We start from the raw sequence: 14271 nt of genomic DNA on the forward strand, positions 1-14271 counted from the left end.
CGCGTCCAGTCTCAGACGTACGAGCCGGGTTCGGTGGGCGCGGAAACCACGCTCGGCGCGTCCCCCTCGTCCTCGGGGCGGACGATCTGCACGCTGACCTGGTGCGGGCGCAACTCGCCGCTGGCGATCTGCTCGGCCCAGTGGCAGGCCACCCGGCTGGCACCGATCTCCCGCAATACCGGCCGCTCGTCGGCGCAGCGGGTGGGCTGCGCCCACGGGCAGCGCGTGTGGAAACGGCAGCCGGATGGCGGGTTGGCCGGCGACGGCAGGTCCCCGGCGAGCAGGATCCGCTCCCGGCGGTCCTCTACGTCCGGGTCCGGCACCGGCACCGCGGACATCAGCGCCCGGGTGTACGGGTGCAGCGGCTCGTTGTAGAGCCGGTCGCTCGGCGCCTCCTCGACCAGCGCCCCCAGGTACATGACGCCGACGGTGTCGGAGATGTGCCGGACCACCGCGAGATCGTGCGCGATCACCAGGTAGGTCAGCCCCAGACTGTCCTGGAGTTCGTCCAGCAGGTTGACCACCTGGGCCTGGATGGAGACGTCGAGCGCGGAGACCGGCTCGTCGGCGACGATCAGCTCCGGCCCGAGCACCAGCGCGCGGGCGATGCCGATGCGCTGCCGCTGCCCGCCGGAGAACTCGTGCGGGTAACGGGACAGAGCCCAGCGGGGCAGCCCGACCGCGTCCAGGGTCTCCCCGATGATCCGCCGACGGTCGGTGCGGTCGGTGCCGATCCCGTGGGTCTGCAGGCCCTCGGTCAGGATCGACTCGACGTTCTGCCGCGGGTCGAGGCTGGACATCGGATCCTGAAAGATCATCTGCATCCGGCGACGCATGCTGCGCAGCTTTCCGGACGGCAGCGTCGTCAGCTCGACACCATCGAAGCTGACCTCGCCAGCGGTCGGCGGGGTGAGCTGGAGCAGCGCCCGGCCGAGCGTGGACTTGCCGCAGCCGGACTCGCCGACCAGGCCGTACGTCTTGCCACGGGCGATGCTCAGGTCGACCCCGTCGACGGCCTTCACGTGGCCGATCACCCGGTCGAAGAGCACTCCCCGCTTGATCGGGAAGTGCACCTTCAGATCGCGCACTTCGACGAGGATGTCGTTCTCGCTCACGCCAGCACTCCGCTTCGCTCCGCGCCGGCGCGAGACGCCACGCTGCTGTGCCTGATGGTTCGCTCGCTACGCTCGCTCACGCTGATTCCTCCTCGCGCGGGGCGGGCACCATGCCGGGCACCGGCTCCGGGTTGACGCACCGGTAGCTACGTCCGTCGTGCGCGTGCACCAACTCCGGTGGCTCACCCACGCACTCGTCGGTCCGTCGGGCGCAGCGCGGGGCGAAGGCACAGCCATCCGGCCAGGGCAGCAGGTCGCGGACCGAACCGGGAATCGGGTTGAGCTTCTCGCCCCGCCCGGCGTCCAGGCGCGGCACCGAGCCGAGCAGACCCACGGTGTACGGGTGACGCGGCTGGCGGAACAGCGGACGACGGCGGGCCGTCTCCACCACCCGGCCGCCGTAGAGCACGTTGACGGTGTCGCACATCCCGGCCACCACACCCAGATCGTGCGTGATCATCAACAGTGCGGTGCCGGAGTCCCGGACCAGCTCCTTGAGCAGTTCCAGGATCTGGGCCTGGATGGTGACGTCCAGCGCGGTGGTCGGCTCGTCGGCGATCAGCAGCCGTGGCTGGCAGGCCACCGCCATCGCGATGAGCGCCCGCTGGCGCATGCCACCGGAGAGCTGGTGCGGGTACTCCTTGAGCCGCCGCTTCGGGTCGGGGATGCCGACCCGGTCCAGCAGCGCCGCCGCCTCCTTGGCCGCGGCCTCGCCCTTCATCCCCCGGTGCCGGGCGAGTACCTCGGTTACCTGCAACCCGATCGGGATCACCGGGTTCAGCGAGGAGAGCGGGTCCTGGAAGATCATTGCGATGTCCCGACCACGGATGTCCCGTCGCGACCGGTCATCCAGTTGCAGCAGGTCGGTGCCGTCGAAGACAGCCTTGCCCCCAACCTGGAGGCCCGGCTGCTTCGGCAACAGACCCATGATCGCGAGCGAGGTGACGCTCTTGCCGCAGCCGGACTCGCCGACCAGGCCGACCACCTCACCGGCGTCGACTGAGAAGGACACACCGTCGACCGCGTGCACGGTCCGCTGACCGCGGCGGGCGAACGTGACGGAGAGATCTTCGACTTCGAGCAGTGCCATTACTGGGCCTACTTCCGCAGCTTCGGGTCGAGGGCCTCGCGCATCGCCTCACCGAGCAGGGTGAAGCCGAGCGCGGTGATGATGATCGCGACCGCCGGGTAGATCGCCAGCGACGGCCGGATGCCGAGGTACTGCTGCGCGTCGGCGAGCATGACCCCCCACTCCGGTACGGCGGTGTCCGGGTTACCCAGGCCGAGGAAGGAGAGAGCCGCAGCCTCGATGATCGCGGTAGCCAGGGTCAATGTGGCCTGCACGATCACCGGGGCGAGCGAGTTCGGCACCACGTGGGTCAGTGCGATCTTCGACTTCTTGACGCCGAGCGAGGTGGCCGCCAGCACGTAGTCGCTGTTGGCCTGGGAGATCATCGAGCCGCGCAGCAGTCGGGCGAACACCGGCACCGAGACCACGCCGACCGCGATCATCACCGTGGTCAGGCTGGCCCCGAGCAGGGCGGCGATGCTCACCGCCAGCAGCAGGCTCGGCATCGCCAGCAGCATGTCGATGAAGCGCATCAGGGTGGTGTCGATCCACCGCCCCCACCGGCCACCGAGACCGGCCGCGGCACCGGAGACGCCACCGATCAACGCGCCGATCGCCAGACCGATCAGGGTGGAGACCACGCCGACCAGCAGGGTCTGGCGGGCACCCACGATCATCCGGCTGAACTCGTCACGGCCCTGGTGGTCGTAACCGAACCAGTGCTCGCCGGTGGGACCGGGAATGACACCCGGCCTGATCAGCCCCTCCCGGATGCCGATCGTGTCGGTCGGCGCGTACGGCACGAGGAACGGCCCGACCACCGCGACCAGCACGAAGAGCGCCAGGATGATCGCGCCGACGATCGCGGCCGGGTTGCCACGCAGCCGGCGGAACGCCTCCTGCCAGAGGCTGACGCCCCGCTCGTCGTCACGGGCGGCCAGCTCGGAGAGTCGGTCGATCTTTTCGCGCTTCTTGCCCGGGCTGAGCGTCATCGCACCCTCACCCTCGGGTCGATGAAGCTGTAGGAGAGGTCGACCAGGAGATTCACCAGCACGTACACCACCGCGATGATCAGAATGAAGCCCATCAGCACCGGATAGTCGCGCTGGCCGATGGCCTCGGCGACGAACGCTCCGATGCCACTGAAGGCGAAGACGGTCTCGGTCAGCACGGCGCCGGAGAGCAGGCCGCCCGCGAGCAGACCGATCGAGGTGGCCACCGGCAGCATCGCGTTGCGCAGGACGTGCCGGCGACGAACCGTCTGCTCGGTCAGGCCCTTCGCCTCGGCGGTCCGAACGAAGTCCTCGTTCAGCACCTCCAGCACACTCGCCCGCGTGATCCGGACGATGATCGCCAGCGGGATGCTGGCCAACGCGATGCTGGGCAGCACCAGATGCCAGAGGGCGTCGACGGCGGCGTCCCACTCACGGGTCATCAACCCGTCCAGGACGAAGAAGTTGGTGACCCGGGTGGCCCCGAGCGTCGGGTCCTGCCGGCCGCTGGACGGGAACCAGTGCAGGTTCTCCGAGAAGATGGCCTTGAGCACGTAGCCCAGGAAGAAGACCGGGATGCAGATGCCGATCAGCGAGCCGCCCACGGACGCGTGGTCCAGGAACCGGCCGCGACGGCGGGCGGCCAGATAGCCCAGCGGGATGCCGACGCCGATCGCGATGATCATCGCGGTGATGGTCAGCTCGACGGTGCCGGGGAAGCGCTCGATGAACTCCGTGGTGACCGCACGCTTCGTGGAGGTCGAGGTGCCCAGGTCGAGCTTGATCATCCGCCGGACGAAACGGCCGTACTGCACCAGGATGGGCTCGTCGAGCCCCATGTTGCGGCGGATCGCGGCACGCATCTCGGGCGTGCCGCGCTCGCCGAGGATGGCGGTCTCGGGGCCGCCGGGGAGCCGGCGGAGCCAGATGAAGAGCAGGAGGGAGAGCCCGAACAGCGTGGGTATCAGCTGAAGCAGGCGCCTGACGATGAACCGGAACACGGCGGCCTCGAAGGGGTGCGGAGGGTTGCGGGCGGGCGCTGTGCGACAGCGCCCGCCCGCGTTCCTTGCTGCGTCAGATCAGGACTTACTTGAACTCGGCGGTGGCGTACCGCTCGTCGGTGAGCGGGCTCGCCTTGACGCCGGTCACGTCCTTGCCGAATACGATCGCCGGCGGCGAGTGCGAGATCGGCACACCGGGCAGGAACTCCATCACGGACTTGTTCAGGGCCTTGTACTTCTCGGTCCGGGCCGCGATGTCGGCGGTGGTGTCCGCGTCCTTGAACTGCTCGAACAGGGCCTTGTTGTTGAAGCCCCACTCGTCCTTCGGCCGGTCGAAGAAGGTACCGATGAAGTTGTAGGCGTCGCCGTAGTCACCGGTCCAGCCCAGGAAGTGGATGTCGTGCTTGCTACCCGAGGTGGTGGCGTTCAGGTAGTCCGGGCTCCACTTGAGCGGGATCGCCTCGACGGTGATGCCAACCGCCTTCAGGTCCGCCGACAGCAGCTCGAAGATGTCCTTCGGGTTCGGCATGTACGGCCGGGTGACCTCGGTCGGGTAGTGGAACTTCAGCGTCAGGTTCGACGCGCCGGCCTCGGCCAGCAGCGCCTTCGCCTTGGCCGGGTCGTAGGTGTACTTCGTGACGTCACCGTTCCAACCCTCGACGGTGTCCGGCATGAAGTTGTCGGCGACCTTGGCACCCGGCGGCAGCTTGGAGGTGACCAGCTGCTGACGGTTCAGGGCGTACGCGATGGCCTGCCGGACACGGATGTCGGCGAGCTTCGGGTTGCCCTTCTGGTTGATCGCCAGGTAGAGCACGTTGAACGCCGGGCGCGTGAGCATGTTGAAGCCCTCGCTCTTCAGCGGCTCGACGTCGGCGGGACCGACCAGGTCGTACCCCTGGATGTCGCCGGAGCGCAGCGCCTGCTTGCGGGCGTTCTCGTCCGAGATCGTCTTGAAGATCAGGGTCTTCAGCTTGGCCTTGGCGCCCGAGTAGTCCTCGTTGCGCTCCAGGGTCAGCGTCTTGTTCGCGACGTCCCAGGACTTGAACTTGAACGGACCGGTGCCGGTGGGGTGCTCCGTCGCGTACGCCGGGTACTTGATGTCCTCGGCGGTGCCGGCAACGTTGCTGGCGTCGAACTCCTGCAGCGCCTTCGGGCTGTGGATGGAGAACGAGGGCAGCATCAGCGCGGCGGGGATCTTGCTGGAGACCCGCGTGAAGGACAGGTCCACAGTGGTGGCGTCCTTCGCGGTGCAGGACTTGAAGAGGCTCGGCGGCAGCTCCGCGTCCTCGTTCTTGGCGAAGCCGCCCATGACGTCCTGCCAGTACGCGGTCACGTCCGGGCTCTGCATGAGGCCCTTGGCGTTGTACCAGCGGTTGAAGTTGACGCAGACGGCCTCGGCGTTGAAGTCGGTGCCATCGTGGAACTTCACGCCCGAGCGGAGCTTGAAGGTCCAGGTGGTGCCGGCGGCGTCCGGGGTCCAGGACTCGGCCAGGCCGGGGGTGACCTTCGTGCCACCCTCCTCCGGTCGGACCAGGGTCTCGAAGACCTGACGCGCCACACGCAGCGACTCACCGTCGCTGGCGAAGCTCGGGTCGAGCACCTTCGGGTCTCCGGCGACGCCGAAGACGAGGGTGTCCTTCTTACTACCGCTGGATTTGTCGTCGCGGTTGCTCTCGGCGCAGCCTGCTACCGCGAGGGCCGCGACCGCGACGGCCGCGATCGCGACCTTCGGCCTGGGTGCACGCATGTGTGCCTCACCTCGTCCTTGGGGGTACGGACAACGTGGTGACAGGGGTCACCGATGGCGGTGACCATAGCTCCCGATGCGTCCACCCGGAAACCGTTGAGTGGACGGTTGGTATCGGATCGTGCCTCAACCGTCGCTTGACATTCGATTCGTAGGTAGGCGGCATCGAAAACCGATTAATCTGCATCCGTGATGCCAAACTGTTACGTCGAACAGCCCCGATGAGGGCACAGGTGTCAGATCATCCCGGGCAGTGACACAGCGATGGCCGGCACCCACGCGGGGTGCCGGCCATCGGCCTTGCACGAGGAATCAGACGGCCCGGCGACCCTCGAAGGCCCGGCCGAGGGTGATCTCGTCGGCGTACTCCAGGTCGCCGCCGACCGGCAGCCCACTGGCCAGCCGGGTCACCGAGATCCCCATCGGCTTCACCATCAGCGCCAGGTAGGTGGCGGTCGCCTCGCCCTCGGTGTTCGGGTCGGTGGCCAGGATCAACTCCCGCACCCCGCCACCGCCGAGCCGGATCATCAGCTCCCGGATGCGCAGATTGTCCGGGCCGATCCCCTCCAGCGGATTGATCGCGCCACCCAGCACGTGGTAGCGACCGCGGAACTCACCGGTCCGCTCGATGGCCACCACGTCCTTGGGCTCCTCCACCACGCACAGCACCTCGTCGGTGCGGCGCGGGTCGCGGCAGATCCGGCACTGCTCGGACTCGGCCACGTTGTAGCAGGTCGTGCAGAACCGCACCAGCTCCTTGACCTTGCGCAGCGCGCCGGCCAGCCGGTTGACGTCGGCAGGATCCGCCGACAGGACGTGGAACGCGATCCGCTGAGCGCTCTTCGGGCCCACGCCCGGCAGCCGGCCCAGCTCGTCGATCAGATCCTGAATGGCACCTTCGTACATCTGCCGGCTCAGAAACCGGGCAGGCCGAGGCCGCCCATGCCACCGGCGACCGGGCCCATCTTGCGCTCGGTCAGCTCCCGTGCCGCCTCGGCGGCGTTGTGCATCGCCGCGACGACCAGGTCTTCCAGCGTCTCCACGTCGTCCGGGTCGACGGCCTTCGGGTCGATCTTGATGGCCTTGAGCTCACCGGCGCCGGAGACGGTCGCGGTGACCAGCCCGCCGCCGGCGGTGCCGGTCAGCTCGGCCTCGGCCAACTCGGCCTGAGCGGCGGCGATCTGCTGCTGCATCTTCTGCGCCTGCTTCAGCATCTGCTGCATGTTCGGCTGTCCACCTGGGCGCACGGATGGCTCCTTCTCGCACTCGTCTGCTCGACCGCCGCCCAGCCTATCCGCTGGGACCGACCCCACCCCGCCCGGTGCGTCCGCCCACGCCGAGCCTTCCGGCCACTACTCAGAGCCGGTCGTACTGTTCACGAAGCAGAGACTCGGCGACGGGCACGGTTTCCGATGGCCCGCCGACCACGCTGACGATCACGACGACGTCGGCTCGGCCCGCGACGGCCCACACGCCGGCCCGCTCGGCACCGACGAAGACCGCCGCCCCCGGCACGTCGGCGAGCGGAGTCGCCTCGCCGGGAGTTGCCTGCCGCAAGTCGGAGTAGGAACGCTGGAACTGGTCAGCCGACGCCGACGAACTGAACTGGACCAGGGTGATCGACACGGCAGCATCGTCCGGGCGCGTCCAGGCCGTGCCAGCAACGTGGACCACGTCGTCGCCCGTCTGCTCGGCGAGCAGGTTCGCCCGATCCGGGGAGAGCGGCAGAATCCGACCCAGGTCGACCCGATCGTCCGCTGCGGCCGGCGCGGTGGGTGCCGAATCGGCGGGAGCCACCACCACCAGGGCGCCGAGGGCAGCGGGCTGCTCGTCCGCAGAGTGGATCGCCCGCCAGGTGACCACGCCGAGGATGGTGGCCACACCGAGAACCGCCAGCACGCCGACGATCGGTCCCGGTCGCCGCCACCACGGCGCCGCCGATCGGGCGTCCCGCCGTGAACCCTGCCAGACAAAGGGGGTCGAGTCCGGCGCAGTCTGCGGGTCTGTCGCGATGGGCTCATCGGCGGGTACGGCAGGTGGGGCGGGTGGGACCTCCGGCGCGGCAGGGGTCGACAACTCCGGCAGGGTCGTCACGGCGCGCGTCAGCAACACCACCCCAAGGAGGCCGAGCCACACACCGCCGAGGAGCTCCGTACCGGGGTTGTCCTTCAGCGGAAAGCCGCTGACGTCAATCGCGGCCGTGCCGGGCAGGAAGGTGCCGACTGCCAGAACCACGCCGAGCAGCATCGCGGCCAACCGCAGACCGAACCGCCACGGCGGGCGCAACCAGGCCACCACCAGCAGCACCAGCAGCGCGCCCCACCCGACGCACAGCGGTTGCCAGTAGCCCGCGAGGTCGGCCAACGCGAACGTCCGCACCTCGGTCGACGGACGATTACCGAGAAGCCGATCAACGACGGCCTGACCGGGGCGCACCGCCACCCACGACATCGACCACGCCCACAACAGCGCGGCCAGACCAACGACCGCCAGCACTGCGGCCTTGACATGGCGACGGCTGGTGTCGGCGGCCCGCTGTGGAGCGGAGGTGATCTTCATGGCGCACATCCTGACAGCGCCCGAAGACACCTTCCACCCCGAATTGAACTGCCTGCCCGGTACGGCTACCACTACCCCGAACCGGCCATCTGCTGGTAGTGCGCCGAGGGCTGTCGCCCTGGTGTGCTCATGGGCATGAATCTCCACCGCACCGGCCGGGTCGGCGCTTTGTGCTGGGTCGCGGCCGCACCGATCTTCCTCGTCGCCAGCCTGGTCACCGGCCTGCGCTGGCGCGAGCCGATCTACAGCTGGGCCACCCACAACATCAGCGACCTCGGCAACGCCCACTGCGGCATCTGGGACACCAGCCGACCCCGCTACGTCTGCTCGCCCTGGCACCCGCTGATGAACGCCGCGACACTGGGCACCGCCGTGCTGCTCGCCGCCGGGCTCCTGCTGACCTGGCGGATCCTCGGTCGCGGCGCGGTGGTGCGATCGGCCCAGACACTCCTGCTGCTGGCCACCGGTGGGTACGCCCTGGTGGCCCTCTACCCGGCCGACATCGACGAGAACCTGCACGTGCTCGGCGCATTCCTGATCATGGGGCTGGGCAACGTCGGCCTGTTCCTCGCCGGCTTCGCGCCGAGCACCACGACGCTCGGCCGATGGCGACCGCTCACCCTCACCGCCGGGTTCATCGCCCTCGCCGGGACGGTGCTGTTCTTCGCCCAGCAGGGCGTCGGGATCGGGGTCGGCGGCATGGAACGGGTAGCCGTGCTGCCCTTCCCGCTCTGGGCCTGCTGCCTAGGCGTCCTGCTAGCCGAAACAAGAACCCCAGCTCTTGTCGATCATGCAGTTGTGGTGCCCGAATAAGCCCGCCACAGGCGCTTTGTCACCCACCACAACTCCGTGATCGACGGACGTCAGCGCGCGTCGACCTCGTTGATCTTCTCGGCTCCGAAGGTTTCCCGGAGCAGACGTACCGCCTGCTCTTCGCTGGACTCTCGGGCGGTCTTCTCGTCGATGACCTCGTCCAACGGCTCGTCGCCCGGGTCGAACCCCTCGTAGGCCGGTGCCGCCGTCGGCGCCGCGCCACCCGGCCGACCACCCCGCGAGGGACCATCGAAGTCCGGGTCGTAGGGCGGTTCGCCGGCCCACTCGGCGTCCGCGATGGGCCGGGCCGCCGATCCGGTACGCGCACCGCGCCCCGCCGCCGCCGCGCGAGCTGCGGCGATGGCGCTGCTCACCGGCGCACCACCGGCTGACGCCGGCTGCCGGGCCGCCGGTGTCGGGTTACCCCGCCCGCCCGGCTTACCGCCATCGGCCGCCGCGCCGGGGCCACCCGCAACACCCGGTCCACCGCCGTTGGCGGCACTGCCGTTCGCGGCACCGCCGTTCGCGGCACCGCCGTTCGCGGCACTGCCGCTCGTGCTGCCGCCGTTCGCGCCGGTCGATGCGGGTGCCGAGCCGCCCGATGCGACGTCGGAGCGTGGGGCGTTTTCGGCTGACGCGCCGCCGGGGCGGACGGCCTCCGGCCAGTCCTCGTCATCCGTCGCCTCGGCGGCCGGGGCACCGCCGCCGGGGCGCGCTGCCTCCGGCCAGTCGTCCTCCGGGCCGGCGGCGGTGGTCGAGGTCGGCGCGGCCGGTGTTGTGCTCGTCGGGCCGGCAGCGGCAGCCGCGGTCGGGCTGGGTACGGCGGGTGGTGCGCTCGTCGGGCCGGCACCGGCAGACGCGTTCGGTGCGGCGGGTGGTGCGCTCGTCTGGCCGGCAGCGGCAGGCGCAGTCGTCGGGCCGGCAGTGGCAGGCGCGTTCGGTGCGGCAGTGGCAGGCGCGTTCGGTGCGGCGGGAGGTGCGCTCGTCTGGCCGGCGGCAGGCGCGTTCGGTGCGGCGGGGCGGGCCGGCGGGGCGGATTGCGAGCGCTGCGGGCCGGACAACGACACGCCACCGCGCTCGCCGGCCACCTCGCAGCGGATCTGCCAGCGCCCGCCCAACTCCTCGTAGAGCGCGTCGGTGAGCACCGCCGCATGATCGGCCATCATCTTGGCCAGCACGGTGGACTTCACCGTCAGCACCAGCATGTCGCCGTCGAGTTCACGCACCACGGCGTCACGCATCAGGGCGGCGATCCGCTTGTTGGTCCGGTTGACCTTGCCGACGACGTCGGGCCAGACGCGGCGAACCGCGACCGCGTCCAGCGCCGCAGCCGGCGCACCCGGTCGAGGCGGCTCCGGCGTGGCCGGGTCGGGAAGCACCGCCGACGGTGGCACCGCGCGACGTGGGGCCGGCGAGCCGGTGCCCGGCCCGGCGGGAGCGAACCGATCCTCGGGTGCCGACCCGGCGACGGCCGACGCGCCGGGCGACGCCGGGATCGGCGAGTCAGCCGCCGAGACGTGCGAGGCCGGTCCACCGGAGGTCGGAGCGTGCGAGGCCGGCGCACCGGAGGTCGGAGCAGCCGACGCGGGAGCGCCCTGGGCCGCAGTGTGCTGGGTCGGGGACGCTGCCGGGTCGACCGCCCACGGCGGTGCGGAGGTCGGGGCGTTGACGGGTGCCGGGGTGGCGACAGCCGGGACCGGGGTGCCTGGCTGTGGGCGTACTCCCGGGTGGGTGGCCGGAGCGGAGCCGGCGGCGGCCGGCGGCGCGTCGGTGCCGCTCAGGGTGAGCCGGCGTTCCATCCGTTCCAGGCGCTGGAGCAGGCCACCGGTGGAGTCGTCCGCGCCGGGCAGCAGCATCCGGGCGCAGATCAGCTCCAGCAGCAGGCGCGGCGCGGTGGTGCCGCGCATCTCCACCAGGCCGTCGTGCACGATGTCGGCGCAGCGGGACAGCGTGCCCGGCCCGAGTTGCGCGGCCTGGGCGGCCATCCGCTCGATCTGGTCGGCGGGGCCGTCGATCAGGCCCTTCGCGGTGGCGTCCGGCACCTGCTGGAGCACGATGAGGTCGCGCAGCCGCTCCAGCAGGTCGGAGGCGAACCGACGCATGTCGTGCCCGGCCTCGGCGACCCGGTCGACGGTGGCGTACGCGGCCGCGCCGTCACCGGCGGCCAGCGCGTCGCACATCTCGTCGATCAGCGCGGAGTCGGTGACCCCGAGCAGCGCGACGGCCCGCGCGTAGCTGACCCCCTCCGGGCCGGCGCCGGCGATGAGCTGGTCGAGCACGGAGAGGCTGTCCCGCATGCTGCCGCCACCGGCGCGCACCACCAGCGGAAAGACCGCCGGCTCGACGGTGACCTTCTCCGCCACGCAGAGCTGCTCCAGATACGGGCGGACCACCTTCGGCGGAAACAGCCGGAACGGGTAGTGGTGGGTCCGCGACCGGATCGTGCCGAGGACCTTCTCCGGCTCGGTGGTGGCGAAGATGAACTTGACGTACTCCGGGGGCTCCTCGACGAGCTTGAGCAGGGCGTTGAAGCCCTGGGTCGAGACCATGTGCGCCTCGTCGATGATGTAGATCTTGAAGCGGCTGTTGGCCGGCGCGAAGAAGGCACGCTCGCGCAGCTCGCGGGCGTCGTCGACACCGCCGTGGCTGGCCGCGTCGATCTCGATCACGTCGATGGAGCCAGCACCGTCGGTGGTCAGCGAGCGGCAGGACGCACACTTGCCGCACGGCTCGGGGGTGGGGCCCTGCTCACAGTTGAGCGAGCGGGCCATGATCCGGGCACTGGTGGTCTTGCCGCAGCCGCGTGGGCCGGAGAAGAGGTAGGCGTGGTTGAGCCGTCCGCTGCGCAGCGCCTGCGACAGCGGCTCGGTCACGTGCTCCTGACCGATGACCTCAGCGAAGGTACGCGGCCGGTACTTGCGGTAGAGCGCCAGCGTCACTCGTCCCGCCTCCTCTCGACCGAGCCATTCTGCGCCGGTCGGGCGCGGGTGACCACCCACCCCGCCGCACACCTCGGTTGCTGACCGGCATCGACTCCATGTCGGCGACATGGCGGTATCCACGGCCCGGGAAAGCCCCACATCGGCGACCTGGAGTGGATCGAGGGCCCCGGAAACGAAAAGGCCTCCCGTGCACCCGGCAGAGCTCGCTTATCCTTGCTGCCTTCCGGCCCTGGGGAGGTTCACGAGATACCGCCGCACGGGAGGTGCCGCCAAGCCTACCCGACCGCCGGTCGATCTTCAGGGGGTGGTGGGGTGGCCCGACCAACGCGGGCCTGTATCCTGGCTCGCGGAGGATTCGCCTAGAGGCCTAGGGCGCACGCTTGGAAAGCGTGTTGGGTTTACACCCTCACGAGTTCGAATCTCGTATCCTCCGCTCTCCTGAGCAGCACGAACGACAGGGCCGGCCCCACGGGACCGGCCCTGAGTCGTCTACGCGGTGACGTCAGCCCAGCACCTGGACGCTCGCCGCGCCCTGCGCCGAGAGCCACGCCTCCAGCTCACCGCCGCCGAGGGACCGGGTCGCTTCCTCGTCGACGAAGACCGGACCGACGACGGCCCCCTTCGCGCCTTCGAACTGGCAGCCGAACATCCTCGCGCCGCTCAGCACCGCGGGCATGCTGGTGCCGCCGATCGTGCACCAGCGCAGGCTGGCGAGGCCAGGTCAGCGAAGGAGAAATCCGCTCCCTGCAGCTCGGCGTTGGCCAGGTTGGCGTCGCCGAGGTTGGCCTCCGCGAATCGCACGTCGGCCAGGCGGGCATTGGCGAGATAGGCGCCGGCCAGGTCAAGACGGCTGAGATCAGCGCCGCGAAAATCGAGAGAATCACCCGACAGGTACGCCGTGGTCGAAGAGTCGGCGAACCAATCCTCAAGCGCTTCCCGAGCGTCGGGACTGTCCGGCCAGCGAATCACGTCGCCGCTGGCCCGGTTGTATCTGTGCAGCTGAGACGGCATAACCCACCCGCTGCGCTGCCGTATGGTCTGATCGACGTCGTGACTGAGGCGACGTGGCAGTGGGACGAGACGTTGTACGCGGGCAGCGCTCGCCACTACAGCGTCGGCCGGATGCCCTATCCACCCAGTCTCGCCGACGCCATCGGCACCGCACTCGACCTCGACGGCAGCGGCCGACTCCTCGACGTCGGCTGTGGGCCTGGGTCGTTGACGCTGCTGGTCGCGCCCCTGTTCGAGGCGGCGGTCGGCGTCGACGCCGACCCGGACATGCTCGTCGAGGGTCGGCGCAGAGCTGACGACATCGGGGCGAACAACGTCGAGTGGCGACACCTACGCGCCGAGGCCCTGCCGGCCGACCTGGGGACGTTCCGGGTGGCCACGTTCGCCCAGTCGTTCCACTGGATGGACCGTCCGCTGGTGGCGCGTCGAGTCCGCGAGATGCTCACGCCCGACGGGGCCTGGGTCCACGTGGGCGCGAGCACGCACCGCGGCCCGTCCGATGACGAGACGCTCCCCTACCCCCGCCCGCCCTGGCGGGAGATCAACGACCTGGTCGCCAGCTACCTGGGACCGGTCCGCCGGGCCGGGCAGGGGTTGTTGCCGACGGGCACCCCTTCCGGCGAGCAGGAGATCATGCGGGAGGCCGGCTTCACCGGCCCGACGAGGCTCGAGGTCGGCGGCGGGATGGTCGTGGAGCGCTCCGTGGACGAGATCACGTCGGCGGTGTTCTCGCTGTCCAGCTCAGCGCCGCACCTCTTCGCTGACCGACTGCCCGCTTTCGAGGCGGATCTGCGCGGCGTTCTGACGTCGGCGGCGCGAGATGGCCTCTTCGCTGAACGGCGACGAGAGATCGCCGTGGTGATCTGGCGCCCCTGACGTCCCCCAGCCGCGGCCCGCGGCACGGTCACGGCTCGCCGATCTTGCGTTTACTGTCCCGACAGATCAGGGCATCCCGCCTTAACGTGCGTCGGCAAGTGCAAGATCGCGGGGCCTGAGGGGTGGTCGCGGACGGCGGGTACGGT

General features: G+C 70.1%; 13 protein-coding genes, 1 tRNA gene and 1 other RNA gene. 3 read left to right on the forward strand and 12 right to left on the reverse strand.

Annotation, left to right across the window (positions count from 1 at the left end):
• Positions 1 to 11: 11 nt before the first annotated feature.
• From HNR20_RS13125 to HNR20_RS13160, 8 genes are all read right to left on the reverse strand, one after another.
• Positions 12 to 1115, reverse strand: coding sequence for an ABC transporter ATP-binding protein (locus tag HNR20_RS13125; RefSeq protein WP_184179497.1), 1104 nt, complete (start codon positions 1113 to 1115; stop codon positions 12 to 14).
• Between the two features lie 76 nt (positions 1116 to 1191).
• Complete coding sequence (locus tag HNR20_RS13130) at positions 1192 to 2205, reverse strand: ABC transporter ATP-binding protein (protein ID WP_184179500.1); 1014 nt, start codon at positions 2203 to 2205, stop codon at positions 1192 to 1194.
• An 8-nt stretch (positions 2206 to 2213) separates the two neighbouring features.
• Positions 2214 to 3176, reverse strand: a complete 963-nt coding sequence (locus HNR20_RS13135) for an ABC transporter permease (protein WP_184179504.1) — start codon at positions 3174 to 3176, stop codon at positions 2214 to 2216.
• Positions 3173 to 4177 carry an ABC transporter permease gene (locus HNR20_RS13140; protein ID WP_184179507.1) on the reverse strand — a complete coding sequence of 335 codons (1005 nt, stop codon included), beginning with the start codon at positions 4175 to 4177 and terminating at the stop codon, positions 3173 to 3175. Before HNR20_RS13140 ends, HNR20_RS13135 begins: the two co-directional genes overlap by 4 nt.
• An 85-nt stretch (positions 4178 to 4262) precedes the next feature.
• Positions 4263 to 5924, reverse strand: a complete 1662-nt coding sequence (locus HNR20_RS13145) for an ABC transporter substrate-binding protein (RefSeq protein WP_184179510.1) — start codon at positions 5922 to 5924, stop codon at positions 4263 to 4265.
• Positions 5925 to 6236: 312 nt separating this feature from the next.
• Positions 6237 to 6830, reverse strand: a complete 594-nt coding sequence (recR, locus tag HNR20_RS13150; protein WP_030328135.1) for a recombination mediator RecR — start codon at positions 6828 to 6830, stop codon at positions 6237 to 6239.
• A gap of 8 nt (positions 6831 to 6838) precedes the next feature.
• Positions 6839 to 7147: a YbaB/EbfC family nucleoid-associated protein gene (locus HNR20_RS13155; RefSeq protein WP_221310504.1), complete on the reverse strand. Its 309-nt coding sequence runs from the start codon at positions 7145 to 7147 to the stop codon at positions 6839 to 6841.
• A 133-nt stretch (positions 7148 to 7280) separates the two neighbouring features.
• Positions 7281 to 8483, reverse strand: coding sequence for a hypothetical protein (locus HNR20_RS13160; protein ID WP_184179512.1), 1203 nt, complete (start codon positions 8481 to 8483; stop codon positions 7281 to 7283).
• A 129-nt stretch (positions 8484 to 8612) separates the two neighbouring features.
• Between HNR20_RS13160 and HNR20_RS13165 the strand changes: the two genes are divergently transcribed.
• Complete coding sequence (locus HNR20_RS13165) at positions 8613 to 9296, forward strand: DUF998 domain-containing protein (RefSeq protein WP_229687102.1); 684 nt, start codon at positions 8613 to 8615, stop codon at positions 9294 to 9296.
• 50 nt (positions 9297 to 9346) lie between these two features.
• On the opposite strand, the gene HNR20_RS13170 is transcribed toward HNR20_RS13165, so the two are convergent.
• Together HNR20_RS13170 and ffs are read right to left on the reverse strand one after the other, a co-directional pair.
• Positions 9347 to 12235 (reverse strand): DNA polymerase III subunit gamma and tau, encoded by a 2889-nt coding sequence (locus tag HNR20_RS13170; RefSeq protein WP_184179515.1) that lies wholly within the window; start codon positions 12233 to 12235, stop codon positions 9347 to 9349.
• A 179-nt stretch (positions 12236 to 12414) separates the two neighbouring features.
• Positions 12415 to 12504, reverse strand: an RNA gene (ffs, locus tag HNR20_RS13175) — signal recognition particle sRNA small type.
• A gap of 82 nt (positions 12505 to 12586) precedes the next feature.
• On the opposite strand from ffs, the gene HNR20_RS13180 reads away from it, so the two are divergent.
• A tRNA-Ser gene (locus HNR20_RS13180) sits at positions 12587 to 12671 on the forward strand.
• Positions 12672 to 12740: 69 nt separating this feature from the next.
• On the opposite strand, the gene HNR20_RS13185 is transcribed toward HNR20_RS13180, so the two are convergent.
• Both HNR20_RS13185 and HNR20_RS13190 read right to left on the reverse strand, forming a co-directional pair.
• Positions 12741 to 12905, reverse strand: a complete 165-nt coding sequence (locus HNR20_RS13185; RefSeq protein WP_184179518.1) for a hypothetical protein — start codon at positions 12903 to 12905, stop codon at positions 12741 to 12743.
• A complete protein-coding gene (locus tag HNR20_RS13190; RefSeq protein WP_184179521.1) occupies positions 12899 to 13249 on the reverse strand; it encodes a pentapeptide repeat-containing protein in 351 nt (116 codons plus the stop codon). Before HNR20_RS13190 ends, HNR20_RS13185 begins: the two co-directional genes overlap by 7 nt.
• Positions 13250 to 13288: 39 nt before the next feature.
• Between HNR20_RS13190 and HNR20_RS13195 the strand changes: the two genes are divergently transcribed.
• The gene (locus tag HNR20_RS13195; protein WP_184179524.1) at positions 13289 to 14125 is read left to right on the forward strand and encodes a class I SAM-dependent methyltransferase; all 837 of its coding nucleotides are present in this window, start codon (positions 13289 to 13291) and stop codon (positions 14123 to 14125) included.
• The last annotated feature ends 146 nt before the right edge of the window (positions 14126 to 14271 follow it).

This window comes from Micromonospora parathelypteridis (assembly GCF_014201145.1).
Taxonomy (GTDB): Bacteria; Actinomycetota; Actinomycetes; order Mycobacteriales; family Micromonosporaceae; genus Micromonospora; species Micromonospora parathelypteridis.